Source organism: Flavobacterium algoris (assembly GCF_048158525.1).
Taxonomy (GTDB): Bacteria; Bacteroidota; Bacteroidia; order Flavobacteriales; family Flavobacteriaceae; genus Flavobacterium; species Flavobacterium algoris.
Window position 1 is genome coordinate 44,446 of sequence record NZ_JBLNKT010000014.1, and the last position, 19,032, is coordinate 63,477.

At 32.4% G+C, this 19,032-nt stretch carries 19 protein-coding genes; 12 read left to right on the plus strand and 7 right to left on the minus strand.

Annotation, left to right across the window (positions count from 1 at the left end):
• Window positions 1-35 precede the first annotated feature (35 nt).
• The gene (locus ACM55I_RS09150) at window positions 36-1,106 is read right to left on the minus strand and encodes a glycosyltransferase family 4 protein (RefSeq protein ID WP_416846461.1); all 1,071 of its coding nucleotides are present in this window, start codon (window positions 1,104-1,106) and stop codon (window positions 36-38) included.
• 192 nt (window positions 1,107-1,298) lie between these two features.
• On the opposite strand from ACM55I_RS09150, the gene ACM55I_RS09155 reads away from it, so the two are divergent.
• The gene (locus ACM55I_RS09155; protein ID WP_416846462.1) at window positions 1,299-2,063 is read left to right on the plus strand and encodes a lipopolysaccharide kinase InaA family protein; all 765 of its coding nucleotides are present in this window, start codon (window positions 1,299-1,301) and stop codon (window positions 2,061-2,063) included.
• Here the strand turns inward: ACM55I_RS09155 and ACM55I_RS09160 are convergent.
• Genes ACM55I_RS09160 through ACM55I_RS09175 form a run of 4 tightly spaced genes read right to left on the minus strand, consistent with a single transcriptional unit; the run spans window position 2,049 to window position 5,785 of the window.
• The gene (locus ACM55I_RS09160; protein ID WP_416846463.1) at window positions 2,049-2,837 is read right to left on the minus strand and encodes a glycosyltransferase family 2 protein; all 789 of its coding nucleotides are present in this window, start codon (window positions 2,835-2,837) and stop codon (window positions 2,049-2,051) included. The two genes, ACM55I_RS09155 and ACM55I_RS09160, sit on opposite strands and share 15 nt — an antisense overlap.
• Window positions 2,838-2,868: 31 nt before the next feature.
• Window positions 2,869-3,933 (minus strand): glycosyltransferase family 9 protein, encoded by a 1,065-nt coding sequence (locus ACM55I_RS09165; RefSeq protein WP_416846464.1) that lies wholly within the window; start codon window positions 3,931-3,933, stop codon window positions 2,869-2,871.
• 20 nt (window positions 3,934-3,953) lie between these two features.
• Window positions 3,954-4,934: a glycosyltransferase family 2 protein gene (locus ACM55I_RS09170; protein WP_416846465.1), complete on the minus strand. Its 981-nt coding sequence runs from the start codon at window positions 4,932-4,934 to the stop codon at window positions 3,954-3,956.
• A gap of 35 nt (window positions 4,935-4,969) precedes the next feature.
• Window positions 4,970-5,785, minus strand: a complete 816-nt coding sequence (locus ACM55I_RS09175; protein ID WP_416846466.1) for a 2,3,4,5-tetrahydropyridine-2,6-dicarboxylate N-succinyltransferase — start codon at window positions 5,783-5,785, stop codon at window positions 4,970-4,972.
• A gap of 146 nt (window positions 5,786-5,931) precedes the next feature.
• Between ACM55I_RS09175 and ACM55I_RS09180 the strand changes: the two genes are divergently transcribed.
• The 5 genes from ACM55I_RS09180 to ACM55I_RS09200 all read left to right on the plus strand — a co-directional run bounded on the left by ACM55I_RS09180 (window position 5,932) and on the right by ACM55I_RS09200 (window position 9,305).
• The gene (locus ACM55I_RS09180; RefSeq protein WP_416846467.1) at window positions 5,932-6,666 is read left to right on the plus strand and encodes a class I SAM-dependent methyltransferase; all 735 of its coding nucleotides are present in this window, start codon (window positions 5,932-5,934) and stop codon (window positions 6,664-6,666) included.
• A 99-nt stretch (window positions 6,667-6,765) separates the two neighbouring features.
• A complete protein-coding gene (locus tag ACM55I_RS09185) occupies window positions 6,766-6,999 on the plus strand; it encodes a hypothetical protein (protein WP_416846468.1) in 234 nt (77 codons plus the stop codon).
• On the plus strand, window positions 6,989-7,270 hold the full coding sequence (locus ACM55I_RS09190) for a type II toxin-antitoxin system RelE/ParE family toxin (RefSeq protein ID WP_416846469.1): 282 nt from the start codon (window positions 6,989-6,991) through the stop codon (window positions 7,268-7,270). Before ACM55I_RS09185 ends, ACM55I_RS09190 begins: the two co-directional genes overlap by 11 nt.
• Window position 7,271: 1 nt before the next feature.
• Window positions 7,272-7,688: a Holliday junction resolvase RuvX gene (gene ruvX, locus ACM55I_RS09195; RefSeq protein ID WP_416846470.1), complete on the plus strand. Its 417-nt coding sequence runs from the start codon at window positions 7,272-7,274 to the stop codon at window positions 7,686-7,688.
• A 120-nt stretch (window positions 7,689-7,808) separates the two neighbouring features.
• Complete coding sequence (locus tag ACM55I_RS09200; protein WP_416846471.1) at window positions 7,809-9,305, plus strand: malate:quinone oxidoreductase; 1,497 nt, start codon at window positions 7,809-7,811, stop codon at window positions 9,303-9,305.
• 62 nt (window positions 9,306-9,367) lie between these two features.
• Here ACM55I_RS09200 and ACM55I_RS09205 read toward each other — a convergent pair whose 3' ends face one another.
• A complete protein-coding gene (locus tag ACM55I_RS09205) occupies window positions 9,368-11,578 on the minus strand; it encodes an FUSC family protein (protein WP_416846472.1) in 2,211 nt (736 codons plus the stop codon).
• Between the two features lie 196 nt (window positions 11,579-11,774).
• Here ACM55I_RS09205 and def point away from each other — a divergent pair, with 196 nt between their 5' ends.
• The 4 genes from def to ACM55I_RS09225 all read left to right on the plus strand — a co-directional run bounded on the left by def (window position 11,775) and on the right by ACM55I_RS09225 (window position 15,431).
• A complete protein-coding gene (gene def, locus ACM55I_RS09210) occupies window positions 11,775-12,362 on the plus strand; it encodes a peptide deformylase (protein WP_416846473.1) in 588 nt (195 codons plus the stop codon).
• Between the two features lie 90 nt (window positions 12,363-12,452).
• Window positions 12,453-12,938, plus strand: a complete 486-nt coding sequence (locus tag ACM55I_RS09215) for a DUF5606 family protein (RefSeq protein WP_416846474.1) — start codon at window positions 12,453-12,455, stop codon at window positions 12,936-12,938.
• Window positions 12,939-13,020: 82 nt separating this feature from the next.
• On the plus strand, window positions 13,021-13,803 hold the full coding sequence (gene mazG, locus ACM55I_RS09220) for a nucleoside triphosphate pyrophosphohydrolase (protein WP_416846475.1): 783 nt from the start codon (window positions 13,021-13,023) through the stop codon (window positions 13,801-13,803).
• Between the two features lie 179 nt (window positions 13,804-13,982).
• Window positions 13,983-15,431 (plus strand): APC family permease, encoded by a 1,449-nt coding sequence (locus tag ACM55I_RS09225; RefSeq protein ID WP_416846476.1) that lies wholly within the window; start codon window positions 13,983-13,985, stop codon window positions 15,429-15,431.
• Between the two features lies 1 nt (window position 15,432).
• Here the strand turns inward: ACM55I_RS09225 and ACM55I_RS09230 are convergent, their stop codons facing one another.
• A complete protein-coding gene (locus ACM55I_RS09230; RefSeq protein WP_416846477.1) occupies window positions 15,433-16,113 on the minus strand; it encodes a Crp/Fnr family transcriptional regulator in 681 nt (226 codons plus the stop codon).
• A 110-nt stretch (window positions 16,114-16,223) separates the two neighbouring features.
• On the opposite strand from ACM55I_RS09230, the gene ACM55I_RS09235 reads away from it, so the two are divergent.
• Both ACM55I_RS09235 and ccoS read left to right on the plus strand, forming a co-directional pair.
• Window positions 16,224-18,659 carry a heavy metal translocating P-type ATPase gene (locus tag ACM55I_RS09235; RefSeq protein ID WP_416846478.1) on the plus strand — a complete coding sequence of 812 codons (2,436 nt, stop codon included), beginning with the start codon at window positions 16,224-16,226 and terminating at the stop codon, window positions 18,657-18,659.
• Between the two features lie 116 nt (window positions 18,660-18,775).
• Complete coding sequence (ccoS, locus tag ACM55I_RS09240; protein WP_416846479.1) at window positions 18,776-18,967, plus strand: cbb3-type cytochrome oxidase assembly protein CcoS; 192 nt, start codon at window positions 18,776-18,778, stop codon at window positions 18,965-18,967.
• Window positions 18,968-19,032: the final 65 nt, after the last annotated feature.

Below are 19,032 nucleotides of genomic sequence, written 5' to 3' on the forward strand. Positions count from 1 at the left end.
TTGAATAGATTTTATTTTTTTGTGGAATAAAGTTTTTAGAAAAGACACTTCTCATAGACTTTTAAATAATCTGCTGCCGCTACTTTCCAATTAAAACTTGCGGCTCTTTCTTTCATAAATGATTCCATCATATTTTGATTGTTGTAGAAATGATTTAAACCTTCAAATAGTATGGTTTTCATGTATTCAGGGTCAAAATTATCCCAATAATAAGAATGTTCTCCGCCTATTTCTGGTAAGGAGGTTTTATTGGATAAGAAAATGGGTTTGCCAAAATGCATCGCTTCTATTGGCGGAAGCCCAAAACCCTCGCGAATTGAAGGAAAAAGAAAAGCATGACATTTTGATAAATAATATTGTTTTGCAATATCGTCCACTTTTCCAGTAAGAAAAACGCGATTTTGTAGGTTGTTTTCCGTGATGAATTTTGCTATTTCGATTCCATACGATTTATGGTTATTTCCGGATATAATCAAATTGAAATCAGGAATATGAATCATCATTTTTACTATAGATAAGAAATTTTTTCGTTCTAAAAAATCACCTATAGAGTATAAAAAAGGCTTCTCTAAAGGGATTTTAGAAATAAATTCAGAAGTGTCTAAAATGGTCGTAATAGGATTTCCATTGTAAATTACATATTCAGGAACATTGGGAACATTAAAATATTGATGGGTTTGTTTTTTTGCAAATTCTGAGATATAAGTAATCGCTGTAGCTTTTTCTAATTTTGCGAGAAAGAGTTTGTTTGCTTTATGATTCATGTCAGATGAAATTTCTTCCACAAAATTAACATCATGAACCGTTAATAAATATTTGTTTACGTGAAAAGGTTCTACTTTTGTGTTTTGATTAATGGAATGCCATAAATCATTTTTTTTTCTAGTTCGGAAGACTTTAAGTCTTGACAACTCACAGTATTTATGATAGTTAAACTTGTTTCCAAATTCGGCTTCAAGTACTTTAGGTTTTTTGGTATTTAATGTCAATTTTAAATGGTTGAAATCTAATTGCGAAAACCCTTTTATTAATTCATAATTGAATGTACCTAAGCCAGTTGCTTTATTTTTTAGATTGTGAGATTCGATAAAGACAAGCTTTGACATTTACGATTTTTTTTGATAACATTAAAAAACAGTGTTTATCTAGTTTAGTAATATCAATTATATATAATTAGACAATAAAAAGGATGAAAGGTTTAATCTGTTTTTTAATTTTATTTAAAGGAACACTGTTTTTTTCTAAAACTAAAAAGACATTTAACTATTTTTGTTAATTAAATTTATTCCAGACACTCTATGAGTTCAATAATTATTCATAAAAATTTTATTTCTAAAGAAAAGGAGATTAAAAAAAGCATTAGTGATTTTAATTCAAATGGAGTTCTTTTTGGTGATGGAAACCGAAATAAAATAAAACTATTTGATTTAGAAGAAAAAACGATTAATATCAAATCGTTCAAAATTCCTCACGTCATTAATCAAATAGCGTATAAATATTTTAGAAAATCTAAAGCCAGACGTTCATATGAATTTGCCAATAGATTACTGGAAAATGGAATTGGAACGCCACAACCTATTGCTTATGCTGAAAATTTTAAATTTTCAGGATTAGAAAATAGTTATTATATCAGTGAGCACCTTGAAGCGGAGTTAACTTTTAGAGAATTAGTGCTAGATCCAGATTATCCAGATCACGAAAATATATTGAGACAGTTTACTCAGTTTACTTTCGATTTGCATGAAAAAGGAATCGAATTTCTAGATCACTCACCAGGAAATACTTTGATTAAAAAGGGACTTCAAAATCAATATGAATTTTTCTTGGTAGATTTGAACCGCATGAATTTTCATGATATTATGGATTTTGATGCTCGCATGAAAAATTTTCATAGGCTTACGCCAAAAATTGAAATGTTGGCTGTAATGAGTGAAGAGTATGCAAGACTTTATAATAAGGACTACGAAGAAGTTTTTAGTAAAATGTGTTTTTATACCAATGATTTTCAAATGAAATTTCATAGAAAAATTGCCCGAAAAAAGAAACTGCTATTTTGGCGATAAGGGGTGTTTTTTATTCCAAAGCTGATTTAGTTCATTGTATCTAATATGAATGCAATACGCGTTCAGATAACAAATAATCACTCCTTTCTTTCCATCCAGAAAACCCAAACGGACAAAATAATTATATAAGAAATTATAGATTGGATGCAGAAGGTGAAGTAAATAATGCGATTTTTGTTTTTTAATAAACTTCTCTTGCGCCTTAAACTTTCCGTAACGGATTATTTTTGATTTATAGGAGTCATAATTAGCATAGGAATAATGGATGAGTTTGTTTTTAAGGATACCAATTTTTCCTTCTACTTTTAATTTTTCATGAATCAGTCTTTCAGAAGTATATTCTGCATGATTTTTATGGAAAAGCCTAAATATTTTATCACTTTGATTTCCGCTGAAATACAATATTTCGTTTTCAAACATAAAAGTTCTCGGGAATAGAAAAGCAGCGTATGATAGGTTGTTTTTTACAGTAATTAAAATTTCATTTTTTAATTCAGTAGTCAATCGTTCGTCAGCATCCAGAAATAAAACCCAATCATTTTTTGCTTGTGAAATCGCAAAGTTTCTTTGAGAAGAATAATTTTCAAATCTATTCTGAATGAATTTTACGTTTTCGAATGATTTACAAATAACCTCTGTATTATCTGTACTGAATGAATCTATAACAATAATTTCGTCAGCAAAATCCAAATCAGCCAAAAGGGCTTTCATTTGATTTTCCTCGTTTAATGTAATTATTAAAACTGAAATTTTAGTGTTGTGATTGTATTTCATTAATTTTTAGCTCATTTACAAAAATATAGCATTATTTCAAATGTGTTTCTAAAAAAGCATTTAATGCAGGGAAAATCAACCCAGGAGTAAATTCCTTATAGAATAAAACAGTTTCTTTTTTTATTATTTTAGCCGTTTTACCTTCAAATAAATTTGGTTTGAACTCTCTTAAATGTAGCGAAACATGATTAATTCCATCTTCAAAAGTAGCCCATCCTTTTTTATCAATCCAAGGAGAAAAAATAATGAATGAAGGTTTTTCTAATGCTTTTGCCATATTTATTGCCCCGCCATCATTACCAATTATCATATCACAATGATTCATTATGGCAATAAACTCTCGGATATTTTTTCCTAAAACAGAGAAATAAATCTTCTTTTTAGTGCTTTCTTTACAACTATTGTAGATTTTTTTTGCATCTTCAATTTGCTTTGGAAAATAATTAAAAAGAATATTTACATCACCTTTATCTGCAATGAAATCTACTAATTGCGACATGTATTCCAGCGGATAGGTTTTATCATCACTGCTGCCAATTATGCTGAGCATAATCGTTTTTTTGGATTGGTCTATTCCATGAGATTCAAAAAGTGTAGCAGCAACATCATTCTCTTCTTTTTTGACATAAATTCTGGGAAATGTTTCTAATTCAATATCCAGATGTAAAGGATTTAGTAATGCTAATCGTTGCTCAATTATTAGACCTAAATTGGTATAGGATGTTTTTTGTCTTTTTACAGTATCTGTATAAAGAAAGTCCCTTCCTTTTTTCCAATACGAAATTTTTTGTTTGGCACCCGAAAATAATACAACAAGCCAGCTTTCTAATTTGGAGTAGGCATCAATAACAATGTCATATTTTTCGGCTCGAATGGATTTCAATAATTTAGAATAGTCCCATTTGCTTTTTTGATGTTTTTCCTCAAAAAGAATGAGATTGTCGAAACTGGTGTTTCCTTGTAAAACTGCAAGTGTAGATTCGTAAACCATATAATCAATTTGCGCTTTTGGATAGGCTTTACGCAAATTGTCGCATAATATGGAGCTTACTAAAACATCTCCAATCATTTTTTGTTGAATTACCAGTATTTTCATTCGAAGTAAATTTGAAAAAATTATGATTTTGTTTTCAAGTAATTCATGGCACGAGGACTAATCCAGGTTTGCTGTTGTATAGCATTCAAATAATAAATGGATAGATTTTTAAGCATCAACCGATTCACTTTTAATTTTGGAATAAAAAATAAAAAGAGGCTTAAAAACGACAAAATTAATTTCTCACTAAGTACTCCTAAAATCAATACACTATGCAAATAGAGTTGTATTCCTGTTGAAAATTGATTGCTAATGTACACATGTTTAGAAATAATCACTTCCGTTTTTGTGAGTGCTTTTGTCTTGACATTTAATCGGGAGGCACCACCGTGTTGATGAAAAATAGTAGCTTTTCTCGTTACGGCAACTTTTCCTTTAGTATCAGAAATCTTTTTACAAAGATCAACATCTTCAAAATACAACCAGTAATCTTCATTCCAGCCTTTAATTTTGTTAAACCATTCCCTGCTTATAAAAATGACCGCTCCGGTAACCCAATCTGGGTAAAATAAATCATCCGTATTGTTAAAACGTTCTTCCAGTTTTGCTTTATTCAGCTTTCTAAAAAGAGATCTTGAAATTCCGAAAAAGTGTCCTAAAGCCGGAAATAAATTCTTCTGTTTGTAAAAAATATTGTTTTCATTTATTTGCAAACAGGATAAAATTCCAATTTCAGGGTTTGAAATAGCTGTTTCTAAAAGGGTCTCTAAGGCTTCAAGAGTAAGTTTTGTATCTGGATTTAAAAAAAGGAAATGGTTTCCCGTAGCAATACTTGCACCAAAGTTGCAACCATTTGAGAAACCATTATTACCAGTATTTTCTATAAATGTAAACTTGGAATATTTTTGTTTAAAAACAGGAAATTGTCCGTCATTAGAAAAATTATCAACGATGATGACTTCGAAAGAAAATGTCTCCGAAATAATTACATCAATAGATTCTAAACATTCGTCTAAGGCTTTCCAACCACGGTAATTGACAATAATTATTGAAATATCCAATAGGTCTTTTTATAAAATTTTTAAACGAAAACGGATTATACCGCTACGTCATATTCGCGTAAAGCATTGTTCAATGATGTTTTCAAATCAGTTGAAGCTTTGCGGGTTCCAATGATTAAAGCACAAGGAACTTGGAACTCACCAGCAGCGAATTTTTTAGTATAACTTCCAGGAATTACTACGGAACGAGCAGGAACATATCCTTTCATTTCTACTGGAGTATCTCCTGTAACATCAATGATTTTCGTAGAGGCTGTCAAACAAACATTGGCACCAAGAACGGCTTCTTTCCCAACGTGAACGCCTTCAACAACAATACAACGTGAACCAATAAAAGCTCCGTCTTCAATAATTACCGGAGCAGCTTGCAAAGGTTCCAATACGCCACCGATTCCAACACCACCACTTAAGTGTACGTTTTTACCAATTTGAGCACAGCTTCCTACGGTAGCCCATGTGTCAACCATAGTACCTTCGTCTACATAAGCACCAATGTTTACATAACTTGGCATCAAGATTACGCCACTTGAAATATAAGCACCGTAACGTGCAACTGCATTAGGAACTACACGAATTCCTTTTTCGGCGAAGTCTTTTTTTAGCAACATTTTGTCATGATATTCGAAAATACCAGAATGTAACGTTTCCATTTTTTGAATAGGGAAGTACATCACTACCGCTTTCTTAACCCATTCGTTTACTTGCCATCCCTCACCAACTGGCTCGGCAACACGTAATTTTCCGGTGTCTAATAATTCAATGACTTCTCTGATAGCGTCAGTTGTTGTTGTTTCTTGTAACAAAGCGCGGTTTTCCCAAGCTAGTTCTATAATAGTCTGTAATGGATTCATTTTAGTTAAATTTTTTGACAAAGATATGTTTTTTAGCTAAATGCCAAAAGGCAAATTGAGTTGAAAATGTTACAGATTTAACTTGCTTTGTGTTTAATGTTTTTTAAATGTTGTAAATTTGATGAATAAATGAAAATCTTTAGAATATGAAAGATAATTTCTCCAAACAAGCTGCTGAATATTCAAAATTTAGACCGCAATATCCAGACGAATTGATTGATTATTTGGTTTCATTTGTCAAAAGCAAGTCGGTCGCGCTCGATATTGCAACCGGAAATGGGCAAGTGGCACAACAACTTGCACGGTTTTTTGAAACCGTTTATGCGATTGATATTAGTCAGAATCAATTGGATAATGCGATTCCTTCGGATAATATAATTTATAAAGTAGCCGCTGCTGAAAACACCTTTTTTAAAAATCAGGAATTTGATTTGATAACGGTTGCGCAAGCGGTTCATTGGTTTGATTTTGATTTGTTTTATAAAGAAATTTATCGAATTTTAAAGCCAGACGGACTCTTTGCGGTATTAGGATATGGATTATTTTCGACCAATGAAGATTCGGATAAAATACTACGAAATTTTTATTACAATATAATAGGACCGTATTGGGATGCCGAGCGAAAATACTTGGATGAAAATTATAAAACGATTCCATTTCCATTTGATGAGATTGTTACGGAACCGTTCGTAAATCATTTTACTTGGAGCTTTGAAGAACTCATTGGATATCTGGAAACATGGTCGGCCACACAACATTATTTTTCGAAAAACAATAAAAATCCTTTGGACTTGATTTATGATGAGTTGAAAATTTCCTGGCAAAAAAATAATAAGAAAGTGCTATTTCCATTACTGCTAAGAATCGGAAAATTAAAATAGGTATGTTGCTGATATTTATATTGTAAGAATTTTGTAATGCTACATTAAAAAACATTGAATTCTGAAATTTTGTATATTTGTAATATCAATGCAATTATCATGGAAACAATTAGATTAGAATTTCAACCAAAAATAAAAGCCAAAATTCTGGAGTTATTGAGTTCATTCTCTTCGGATGAATTGAAAATAGTTCAGGAGGATCCTGATTTCGAAGAAAATAAACGAAAATTAGATGTTTCTTTGGCTAAGATTAAAAATGGAACAGCAAAATTTTATACTTTTGAAGAGGTAGATACTGTACTTGAAGAAACAATTTCTAAGCATGAGAATTAAGTTTCAGGATGAATTTTTATTTGAATTAAATGATCAGGTTTATTATATTTCGAAAGATAAATCCGTCGCAGCTAGAAAGTTTAAAAATGATTTATTGCGAAAAATTCGAAAAGATTTAAAAGAACCTTTCCTTTTTAAGAAATCTATATATTATAACGACGAAAATATAAGAGATTATGTTTTTAAAGTGTATACTGTTGTTTATTATATTGATAAGGTAGAAAACTCCGTATTTGTCTTCGGTTTTATTAAACACAAACACTCCTTATAAAATGCCAAGAATACTCTCCATAGACTACGGTCAAAAACGTACAGGAATCGCCGTTACCGATGAAATGCAAATCATAGCTTCGGGTTTAACTACCATTCCATCTGCAACAGCCATTGCTTTTTTGAAGGATTATTTTGCAAAAGAAAAAGTAGAAGCAGTGCTTATTGGCGAACCCAAACAAATGAATGGCGAACCTTCAGAAAGCGCTTCCATCATTAAAGGATTTGTTACTCATTTTACAAATCATTTCCCCGATATGAAAGTAATCAGGGTAGATGAACGATTTACTTCTAAAATAGCTTTCCAAACCATGATTGATAGTGGTTTAAGTAAAAAGAAAAGACAAAACAAAGGATTGATTGACGAAATTTCGGCAACAATAATGCTTCAAGATTATTTGACGCGAAAATTATTTTAAAATTGTTATTTCTAAGACGTTAAAAAGGCTGCGATATTTTCGTGATTTCCTACTTTTTAATAATAATTTGTTATAATTTTTATGGTTATATAAAGTATCTTTGCGCTTTAAAATTTTGTTATGCCTGATACAACCATTCGTTCAAATAGTGAAGTAGTTCTTATAGGAGCTGGAATAATGAGCGCCACACTTGGCTTAATCCTAAAAGAATTACAACCAGATATAAAAATTGAAATTTACGAAAGATTAGATATTGCTGCTGCTGAAAGTTCTGATGCATGGAATAATGCAGGAACTGGACATTCTGCTTTTTGTGAACTTAACTATACTCCCGAAAGTGCTGATGGTACTATTGATCCCAAAAAAGCAATTAGTATAGCAGAATCTTTTGAAGTATCCAGACAATTTTGGGCTTATTTAGTTCAACAGAAAAAAGTTTCATCTCCTGAAAATTTTATAAAAAGTATTCCCCACATGAGTTTTGTTTGGGGTGAAAAAAATGTAGCGTATCTTAAAAAAAGATATGAAGCATTACATGTAAATCCACTTTTTAAAGAAATGCTTTTTAGTACTGATTTTTCTCAGTTAAAGGAATGGATGCCTTTGGTTATGGAAGGTAGAAAGGATGCAGATCAAGTTGCTGCAACTTCAATGGCAATTGGGACGGATGTAAATTTTGGAGAATTAACCAGAAATATGTTTGATTATTTAACTCAATTGGACGGTGTTACTATGCATTTTCATCACGAAGTTCAAAAATTGAAACAACGTGAAGATAAATCGTGGAGAATAAAAATTACAGATTTGGCTACTGGCCAAAAAAGAAAAGCATATACTAAATTTGTTTTTATAGGAGCTGGTGGTGGTTCATTACCATTGTTAGAAAAAGCTGATATTCCTGAAGGAAAAGGTTTTGGAGGTTTTCCAGTGAGCGGACAATGGCTGAAATGTACAAATCCTGAGGTGATTGCAAAACATCAGGCTAAAGTATATGGTAAAGCCAGTGTTGGTGCGCCGCCTATGTCTGTGCCACATATTGATTCCCGAATGATAAATGGCGAAAAAGCATTGCTTTTTGGACCTTTTGCAGGTTTTTCTACACGGTTTTTAAAAAATGGATCGTATTCAGATTTGCCATTGTCTATAAAGCCAGACAATATTTTTCCTATGATTGCTGCTGGGATTAAAAATATTACACTTACAAAATATTTGATTGAGCAAGTGCGTCAATCACCAAAAGATAGAATTAATGCGTTAAGAGAATACGTTCCTGGAGCAAGATCTAAAGACTGGAAATTAGAACGAGCTGGACAACGCGTACAGGTTATAAAGAAAGATGAAAAAGAAGGTGGGATATTAGAATTTGGGACTGAAGTAATCACAACGGCCGATGGTTCGTTATCCGTTTTACTGGGTGCATCTCCTGGGGCTTCAACTGCAGTTTCAATTATGATAGATTTAATTGGAAGATGTTTTAAAGAAGAAATTGAAACACCGGAATGGCAGGAAAAATTAAAAAAAATGATTCCGTCTTATGGTCAGGCTTTGAATGATAATCCAACTTTATTGACCGAAATTAGAAAAGATACTGCTGAAATTCTAAAACTGAATAATTAGATTTTAAAATAATAAAAAGCGCTGGTTTTTAGAGTTTAATCTAATTCCAGCGCTTTTTTATTTTAAGATTGCATTAATTCTTTTGTGGTCTTTACTATGTTTTCGGATAAATTAGTCAACCAAATTAATTGTTCTATAACTAATTGAGCTTCTTGCATTTTCAATTGAAATGCTTCTTCATCAATAGGAATTCCTGCCTTTAATTCTTTTTCTCTAATGTTTTTTAACTCCGTAAAACGCATGGCTAAATCTTCTTTAGGAAGGCCTTCTTTTATATCTGAATCATTTTTCAAAAGAGAAATAGCGTTATCCAAATTTTTAATTACAGTATCAACCACCACATTAAATGCCTCAGAAGCGGATGTCGTTTTGTGCGATTGAATATAAGTTCCCAAGGAAGCTGAAGAGGAAAGTAAGGAATGGTTGAGTATGGCCAGTTTATATACTTGTGGCAGTTGTTTTTGTTTTGATTTGGGTTCTTGAATCATTCTTTGAAAAGAGGCCATTAAATTGCCTATTTCGATAAAAGCATTCTTTCGGGCTAATCGGTAGGAGGTAGAAATGGTTCCCTTCTTGTTATATAAAATTGAGATTTCCTTCAGGTAATTTTCATTTGCTTTTATGGATTTTTCCAAATAAATGGGAATATTTAAAATCTCCCATGAAGGCCATAAAAAGTGATTGGCAAGAAAAGCCAGAGCAGCGCCAACAATGGTGTCCAAAATTCTATATTGAATTACATCACTAATATTAGGAGTCAATATTCCATAAATAAAAACAATATACATCGTCACAAATGTTGCGCTGACTTTATAATTTGTTTGTGTAAAGGAGAATCCCAAAAGCATGCAAAGGATAGAAAATATACTGATTACAATGCTGTTGTGTGTGAATGTAAGAACTCCAAATGCAATTAAACCTCCTAAAATGGTACCGAAAATTCGATGGAAAGAACGTTGTTTGGTTAAGCCATATCCAGGTCGCATGATTACGATGATAGTCAACAAAATCCAATATACGTTGTGAAATGGCAGCACATTACCAATGATAAAACCTATTAAAATAGTTATAGTTAGTCGCAGTGAATGCCTAAAAATAGTAGAAGAGAAACTGAGATTTTCAATCAGAGTGCTCAAAGGATAATATTGCGGTGTTAGAAATTTTTCTAAATCTTTATCCTTTCCTTTAAAATCCAATGAATTGATAGCCAGGGTGAATGCGCGTTCTACAATTTTTATTTTTTCGACTTGTTTTTCAGCATATTGAAGCATAGTTGTCAGCATAAAAACACCTTCGGAAGCGGTAACTTTTCCTAAGTCATTTTCGTATTCTGTGATTGCAAGTTGTAAAGCATTTAAATCGCCAAGTAAATTATGTTTAGAAACATATTTAGTTCGGTTTTGTACACTTTTATATACTTGTTTTAAACTTGCTGCAAGATTGTAGGCCAAGCTTTGATATGTTAGTAACACGTTTGGATGATCGTCAAATTTTTGATGTAGCTTATCATGGTCGAAAGAAGTGGATAAGGCAAGTTCCAAAATTTCTATCAATGAAATAAAAACAATAAGCATTTTGCGGTTTTGATTTGAAGAACCGGAAGTAGTATGACTACTGATTAGTACTTCTCTAATGTTTTGTCGAATGGTATTCAATTCTACCTGAAGGTGTAATTGTTTTTCAATAATTGCTTTTTTATCAGCATTTATGGTCCATAAATCGCCTCTTAATTTTAAATATTTAGCCGTCAGTTTAATGCATTCAGCAATTTCTAATTCGATATAACGATGAGGACTCAAATAATGGAAAATAAGTGAGATTAGAAGGTAAAATAAGCCACCTACAAGAATTAATCCTGAATATTCAATCATTTCCCAACCGGTATGCAAATGTGCAAATGCCAATGAAACGGCAAGTAGCGCCGAGAAAGAAACCGCTGTGGCTCTTTTTTCATATACAGAAAGCATGGATATCAAGAAAATCAACACCGCTAAAAATGGATAAAAAATCCAAGAATAGGGATGCATAATATTCACTAACAAATTGAGACCGGCAACGAGAAAAGCAGTAACCAAAACACCATTGATTTTATGTTTTAAACTACTTGGAATATCGCTTGGATACGTAAAAAAAGCTCCCAGTGCTATAGTAAATCCCATTTCAAAATTACCAAGAAAAGAAAACAATAAAACAGGAATGACTGCCGCTATTGTTACCTTTAAGGCATTATTGAAATAAGTGCTGTCTGTAAATTTTCGGATTCTGTAAATCATATAATTGGATTACTAACAAAGGTAAGAATTGTACGAATTATTCAAAGGATAAAGAGATGTGTTTTGATCTTAATTGTAAAAAAACACTAATTATCAATGGAGGATTATTCATTGTCTATTTTTTTACTATTTTTGCAGACTGAATTAAATGGAGACATATTCAGATTTACAGTAGATAATACTTAATACAACAATAATGATTTTACCAATTATAGGATATGGTGATCCTGTTTTAAGAAAAGTAGGAGAAGTTCTTACACCGGAACATCCAAACTTGAAAGAAACGATTGCCAATATGTACGAGACGATGTATAACGCCTATGGTGTGGGACTTGCTGCACCGCAATTAGGATTGGCAGTTCGCTTATTTGTAATCGATACGACTCCTTTTAGTGATGATGAGGATTTAGAGGATGCTAAACAACAGGAATTGAAAGGATTCAAAAAAACTTTCATCAATGCAAAAATGATAAAAGAAGAAGGTACGGAATGGAGCTTTAATGAAGGATGTTTAAGTATTCCTGATGTTCGTGAAGATGTGTATCGAAATCCAACCATAACTATTGAATACTGTGAAGAGGATTTTGTAATGAAAACAGAAGTTTTCGACGGATTAATCGCCAGAGTAATCCAACATGAATACGATCATATTGAAGGGATTTTGTTTACGGATAAAATTTCGTCTTTGAAAAAACGTTTGATTCAAAAGAAGCTTAAAAACATCTTAGAAGGTAAAACTTTCCAAGAGTATCGAATGAAATTTTTTGGTAAAAAAGGAAGATAAATTCCCATTTATAGCCTTATCTTGGTATGATTTTTGGTTTTAAATGAAAAAAAATAAGTCAAATTCTTAATAAATAATTACAAAAAAAACATGAATTTAGAAAAAATATTAGCCATTTCTGGGAAACCGGGCTTATACGTATTAAGAGTACAAACGCGTACTGGGTTTGTTGCGGAATCATTATTAGACGGAAAAAAAATTACAGTCAATTTAAAAAGCAATGTGAGTTTATTGTCGGAGATTTCTATTTATACGTATGAAGGCGAAAAACCGTTAGCTGAAATCATGCAAAAAATTGCTGATAAAGAGAACAAAGGTCAAGCAATTTCACATAAAGAAGAGAATGCTGTTTTATTAGCTTATTTTAAAGAAATCTTGCCAGATTATGATGAAGAAAGGGTATATCCTTCTGATGTAAAGAAAATCTTGAATTGGTATAATATGCTTCAAGCAAAAGGGTTAGTTACTGATGAAACACCAGCTGCTGCAGTTGCAGAAGAAGTTGAGGTTATAGCAGAAACACCAGTAGCAGAAGTTGAAGCTCCTGTAAAAAAAGCAAAAGCTAAAAAAGAGTAATTTCAATTTTTAAATAATATTTAATCCTGTTCAGTCATTTTCTGGACAGGATTTTTTTATTTTTACAAAAAACCATTTCAATATGAATTCAAGAAAAGACCAGGTGCAAGCTTTCGAAAGATTATTAGATATTATGGATGATTTGCGGGAAAAATGTCCTTGGGACAAAAAGCAAACTATGCAAACTTTACGTCATCTTACTATTGAAGAGACTTACGAATTAGGAGATGCTATTTTAGATAATGATTTAAACGAAGTCAAAAAGGAGTTAGGTGATTTGTTATTGCATATTGTTTTTTATGCCAAAATAGGAAGTGAAACGAATGATTTTGACATGACCGATGTCTGCAATGAAATTTGCGAAAAGTTAATTCATCGTCATCCTCATATTTATAGTGATGTAGTGGTGAAAGATGAAGAAGAAGTAAAGCAAAACTGGGAAAAATTGAAACTGAAAGAAGGTAAAAAGTCCGTTCTTGAAGGTGTTCCAAAAAGTTTGCCTGCATTAGTAAAAGCCAGTCGAATTCAAGATAAAGTTAAAGGAGTAGGGTTTGATTGGGAAGAATCGCATCAGGTTTGGGACAAAGTTCAAGAGGAATTGGAAGAATTGCAAGTTGAGGTTGAAGCTGGGGATCAAGATAAAATTGAGGCCGAATTTGGAGATGTTTTATTTTCGATGATCAATTATGCCCGATTTCTTAATGTAAATCCCGAAGATGCTTTGGAACGAACGAATAAAAAATTTATTAAACGCTTTCAATATTTAGAGAGTAAAGCAGGAGAATTGGGAAAACCATTAATGGATATGACCCTTGCTGAAATGGATGTTTTTTGGGAAGAAGCGAAGCGTCTTCCTAATAAATAGGAATTGGAAATCTATGATTTCCAAATAACTCAATTTTGGGAAGAAGCGAAGCGTCTTCCTAATAAATAGGAATTGGAAATCTATGATTTCCAAATAACTCAATTTTGGGAAGAAGCGAAAAAAATTAGTGTTCAGTTTTTAGTGTTCAGTATTCAGTATTAAATAATTAAAATTACCCAATGCCAGAAAATAAAACCGAGTTAAAACGTTCTTTAGGATTAATTGATGCCACTAGTTTAGTTGCAGGTTCCATGATAGGCTCAGGGATTTTTATTGTTACGTCAGCAATGGCAAGAGATATTGGTTCTGCTGCTTGGTTATTAGTTATATGGTTAGTTACGGGTATTATAACAGTTGCTGCAGCATTGAGTTATGGTGAATTAGCTGGAATGATGCCTAATGCTGGAGGGCAATTTGTTTATATTCAACGCGCCTATGGAAGATTAGTCTCCTTTCTCTACGGCTGGACAGTTTTTACGGTAATTCAAACGGGAGTTATTGCAGCCATTGCAGTTACTTTTGCTAATTATGCCGCTATTTTTTTTCCTGTTTTAGACCATACACTTTTTAAAATAGGAGCTAGTTTTATTTTTTCGTACCAAAAAGTATTGGCAATTTCAAGTATACTATTGCTTACGTTTATCAATACGAAAGGAGTAGAAAGTGGAAAAACGGTTCAATTGGTTCTTACCTCCGCTAAATTAATAGCGCTATTCGCATTGATTATTTTGGGATTGTATGTTGGTTTACAAACGGATGTTTTATCCAATAATTTCACAAACATGTGGGAAGCCAGTAAAACAGTTGTAAATCCTGACGGAACAATTACGGTCACAAAATTAGCGGGAATGGCACTTTTAGGCGCCGCAGGAGCCACGATAATCAATTCGTTATTTTCTAGTGATGCATGGAATAATGTCACTTTTATTGCAGGAGAAATCAAAGAACCCAAAAAGAATATTCCGCGAAGTTTGTTTCTTGGAACATTGCTTGTTACCGTTATTTATGTTTTGGCAAATCTGGCTTATCTAGCTTTGTTACCGATGCATGGAACTCCAAATGCAACCGATATTGCCAGTAACGGAATCATGTTTGCCAGTAATGATAGAGTTGGGGCAGCAGCAGCAAGTATGATTATGGGAAATGTTAGCGTTTTTGTGATGGCTGCGCTAATCATGGTATCCACTTTTGGATGCAATAGTGGCTTGATTCTTTCAGGAGGAAGATTGTTTTTTGCAATGGCAAAAGACGGATTATTTTTTAAACAGGCAACGGAATTAAATAAAAATCAAGTTCCTGCCAAAGCATTATGGGTACAATGTATTTGGGCTTGCGTGCTTTGTATTTCGGGAAAATTTGGTGACTTGTTAACGTATGCGACTTTTGCATCGTTACTGTTTTATATATTGACGATTTTAGGTGTTTTTATCCTTAGAAAAAAAGAACCAGATGCAGATAGACCTTATAAAGCGTTTGGTTATCCATTTGTACCGGCACTTTATATTGTGGTGACTGTGGGGATTTGTCTCACCTTGTTGATTTATGATACGTTCAATACGGGATTGGGACTCTGTATTGTAGCGTTAGGAATTCCAGTTTATTATTTTGTAATGGACAAGAAGGATTAAGTTATTCGGCTAGTTTTTTTAGTTTGTTGATTTCTTTCAAAACTATCTTTTTTCCTGATAATTCAATTATTCCAAGTTTATTAAAATCAGATAATAATCGAATACAGCTTTCGGTAGCAGTACCAATCATACTGGCCAATTCGTCTCTTGAAAGTTGGATTTTTAAAGAATTATCTTCATTTTTTCCAAAGGTGTCATGTAAATAAATAAGCGTTTCCGCTAATCTTTCCTTGACTGTTTTTTGGGCTAAATTGACCATGAGATCATCGGCTTCTTTCAAATCTCCACAAATGGTTTTCATCACATTCATTGAAAACTGATTGTTTTTATCAAAGTATCCCATTACTTCCGACTTTGGAATAAAACAAACTTCCATGTCTTCAAGAGCGATGGCACTTAGATTTACAGGTTCGTCACTAATCATGGAACGTTGCCCTAATAATTCTCCTTTAGTTACCAATTTTACGATATGATCCTTACCATTTGGACTCAGTTTTGTGAGCTTGCAAATACCATCCTTAACACAATAGATACCATTGACGTTTTCACCTTCTTCAAAAATCACTTCTCCTTTTTTAATAGTGTGAGATGTTTTGCAGTCAGAAAGTTGTAGTAATTCGTCTTTAGTAAGTGCTTTTAAAGAGCTAAATTCTCTAACGATACATTGTTCGCATTTGCTCATAATTGGAAGGTATTTTAAATCTATTACAAATTTAGACATTTATATGACATATATCATATTTTTAACTCATTCAATTTGTCACCTTTGTTTCAGGTAAAATGAGCAAATTTATGGACACACAAAACTGTTTCCATTGTGGATTAGATATTATAAAAGAAGATGAAATTATTTTTGATGCCAAAAAATTTTGTTGCAAAGGTTGTAAAACCGTGTACGAGATTTTTAGCCTCAATGATTTGATATGCTATTATGATTTTGAAAAATCCCCAGGAGCAACCCCGCAAGAAATTAATGATAAATATGATTTTTTAGATAATGAGAGTATTGTATCCAAACTTTTGGAATTTGAAGAAAATTCAACCGCTATTATTTCACTTAGTATTCCTCACATACATTGTAGCTCGTGTATTTGGATTTTGGAAAATCTACAGCGTCTTCAAAAAGGAATAAACACTTCTCAGGTTAATTTTCATGAAAAAAGAGTCCGAATCACTTTCAATCCCGAAGTTGTTTCTATTAAAACTATTGTTTATTTATTGAGTTCCATTGGATATGAACCTTACATAAGTCTTGAAAACTATGAAACGGGGACTAATAATGTCGATAGAAGTTTGACCTATAAATTAGGGGTAGCCTTCTTTTGTTTTGGAAACATCATGTTGCTTTCATTTCCAGAATATTTTGAAGTTAAGGAATTTTGGCTGGACCAATTCCGAGACTTTTTTAGAGGAGCCATTTTTATATTATCATTACCCAGTTTTTTTTATTCAGCCAGTGGCTATTATGTTTCGGCGTATAAAAGTATCAAATCGAGAATGCTCAATATCGATATTCCTATTGCTTTGGGAATTATAGTGATGTTTGTGCGAAGCACGTTTGACATCTTTATGAATTACGGATCTGGATTCTTCGATAGCTTAACAGGATTGATTTTCTTTATGCTTTTGGGCAAAATGTTCCAAATCAAAACCTATAGTTTTTTGAGTTTCGAAAGAGATTTTAAATCTTATTTTCCAATAGCAATTACCAAGATTAATACCGATACTTCTGAAGAAAGTGTTGCTATTTATGAAGTTCAAAAAGGCGACCGATTACTCATTAGAAACCAAGAATTAATTCCTGTTGATGGGATTTTAATTTCTGAAAAAGCAGAAATCGATTATAGTTTTGTTACCGGAGAAGCGGTTCCTATTACCAAACAATCAGGTGATAAAGTATTTGCAGGTGGTAAAGAAATAGGTAAAGTAATAGAAATGGAGGTTTTACATTCCGTTTCACAAAGTTATTTGACACAATTGTGGAGTAATGATGTGTTCCAAAAAAATGTAGAACAAAAACACAAAACCATAACGGATAGCATTTCTCGTTATTTTACGCCCATACTTTTATTAATTGCGTTTGTTGGATTTGGATATTGGATTTCTATTGACGCTAACGTAGCTTTTAATGTGTTTACAGCGGTATTGATTGTTGCTTGCCCATGTGCATTGGCATTGACGGCACCATTTACTTTTGGAAACGTATTGCGAATTTTAGGAAAACAAAAATTCTACCTCAAAAACGCTTTAGTTATTGAACAATTAGCTAAAGTTGACACTATAGTTTTTGATAAAACAGGAACTATTACGACTAATAAAAAATCGAATATTTCCTATGAATCCTCCCCGAACCCCTCCGAAGGAGGGGAGCAAAAAACAGTAGAGACAGATGCAAATTTAATATTGATAAAAAACGCACTTCGTGGATCAAATCATCCATTGAGTAGAATGCTGTATGACTTTTTACCTGAAATGAAAAGATTAAAAATAGATGATTTTGAAGAGATTACAGGGAAAGGAATTAAAGTAAAAATAGAAGGGAATATAATTCAAATTGGTTCAGAAGAATTTTGTATACCTCCTTTATCTGTTTCGTCTCCCTCCCCTTCGGGGAGGGTTGGGGAGGGGAATACTTCTGTCCATATAAAAATTAACGGTATTTATTATGGGAAATTTATTTTCAACAATCAATATAGAGAAGGGTTAGAGGAACTTTTTAAAAATCTAAGCTGTAAGTATCAAATTAAGGTTTTGTCTGGCGATAATGAAGGGGAAAGGTCAACATTAGAAAACCTTTTGCCAAAAGGCACGGAATTAATTTTTAATCAAAAACCGGAAGAAAAATTAGAATTCATTAAAAAATTACAAGAAGAAGGTAAAAATGTGATGATGGTTGGTGATGGATTGAATGATGCCGGAGCTTTGGCGCAAAGCAATGTTGGAATCTCTATTTCTGAAAATGTGAATGTTTTTTCACCGGCCTGTGATGCTATTCTGGATGCCAGTGAATTTCAAAAATTAAGCTATTTCTTGAGGCTATCTAAAAATGCGATAACAACTATAAAGATGAGTTTTACGCTTTCACTTTTATACAATGTGGTTGGATTATCATTTGCTATTACAGGTAATTTATTGCCTTTGGTTGCAGCTATTATCATGCCGTTGAGTACCATAACCATAGTGAGTTTTGTAACGGTAATGAGTAGTTATTACGCAAATAAAAAATAGAATTGTATAAGTTTTGAGCTGCGATTTCACATAAATTTAACATATATCGATAAGTATGACAAATGTCATATTTTACTCCAAAACGTCAAAGTAACTTTGTTAACACAAATTAAGGTATGAGTGTCATTTATTTATTAATCTCCATCAGTATAATAGTCGCGATTGGTTTCTTTATTGCTTTTATACGAGCAGTAAAAACAGGTCAATATGATGATGATTATACGCCATCAGTCAGAATGCTTTTTGACGATGAGCTTTTGAAATCGACCCAAAAAGAAGTGAGACCAGAAAAACAAGATGAGAAGTAATTGTATCTGAAAACTTCAATAACTTTTAGCCTTAAACATTAAACTTTTAAATTAAAACATATTTA

Excerpts from the sequence above, each read along its gene's own strand:
- ACM55I_RS09150 (WP_416846461.1), bottom strand. The coding sequence starts at position 1,106 with ATGTCAAAGCTTGTCTTTATCGAATCTCACAATCTAAAAAATAAAGCA.
- ACM55I_RS09155 (WP_416846462.1), top strand. The coding sequence starts at position 1,299 with ATGAGTTCAATAATTATTCATAAAAATTTTATTTCTAAAGAAAAGGAG.
- ACM55I_RS09160 (WP_416846463.1), bottom strand. The coding sequence starts at position 2,837 with ATGAAATACAATCACAACACTAAAATTTCAGTTTTAATAATTACATTA.
- ACM55I_RS09165 (WP_416846464.1), bottom strand. The coding sequence starts at position 3,933 with ATGAAAATACTGGTAATTCAACAAAAAATGATTGGAGATGTTTTAGTA.
- ACM55I_RS09175 (WP_416846466.1), bottom strand. The coding sequence starts at position 5,785 with ATGAATCCATTACAGACTATTATAGAACTAGCTTGGGAAAACCGCGCT.
- ACM55I_RS09180 (WP_416846467.1), top strand. The coding sequence starts at position 5,932 with ATGAAAGATAATTTCTCCAAACAAGCTGCTGAATATTCAAAATTTAGA.
- ACM55I_RS09185 (WP_416846468.1), top strand. The coding sequence starts at position 6,766 with ATGGAAACAATTAGATTAGAATTTCAACCAAAAATAAAAGCCAAAATT.
- ACM55I_RS09190 (WP_416846469.1), top strand. The coding sequence starts at position 6,989 with ATGAGAATTAAGTTTCAGGATGAATTTTTATTTGAATTAAATGATCAG.
- ruvX (WP_416846470.1), top strand. The coding sequence starts at position 7,272 with ATGCCAAGAATACTCTCCATAGACTACGGTCAAAAACGTACAGGAATC.
- ACM55I_RS09200 (WP_416846471.1), top strand. The coding sequence starts at position 7,809 with ATGCCTGATACAACCATTCGTTCAAATAGTGAAGTAGTTCTTATAGGA.
- ACM55I_RS09205 (WP_416846472.1), bottom strand. The coding sequence starts at position 11,578 with ATGATTTACAGAATCCGAAAATTTACAGACAGCACTTATTTCAATAAT.
- def (WP_416846473.1), top strand. The coding sequence starts at position 11,775 with ATGATTTTACCAATTATAGGATATGGTGATCCTGTTTTAAGAAAAGTA.
- ACM55I_RS09215 (WP_416846474.1), top strand. The coding sequence starts at position 12,453 with ATGAATTTAGAAAAAATATTAGCCATTTCTGGGAAACCGGGCTTATAC.
- mazG (WP_416846475.1), top strand. The coding sequence starts at position 13,021 with ATGAATTCAAGAAAAGACCAGGTGCAAGCTTTCGAAAGATTATTAGAT.
- ACM55I_RS09225 (WP_416846476.1), top strand. The coding sequence starts at position 13,983 with ATGCCAGAAAATAAAACCGAGTTAAAACGTTCTTTAGGATTAATTGAT.
- ACM55I_RS09230 (WP_416846477.1), bottom strand. The coding sequence starts at position 16,113 with ATGAGCAAATGCGAACAATGTATCGTTAGAGAATTTAGCTCTTTAAAA.
- ACM55I_RS09235 (WP_416846478.1), top strand. The coding sequence starts at position 16,224 with ATGGACACACAAAACTGTTTCCATTGTGGATTAGATATTATAAAAGAA.
- ccoS (WP_416846479.1), top strand. The coding sequence starts at position 18,776 with ATGAGTGTCATTTATTTATTAATCTCCATCAGTATAATAGTCGCGATT.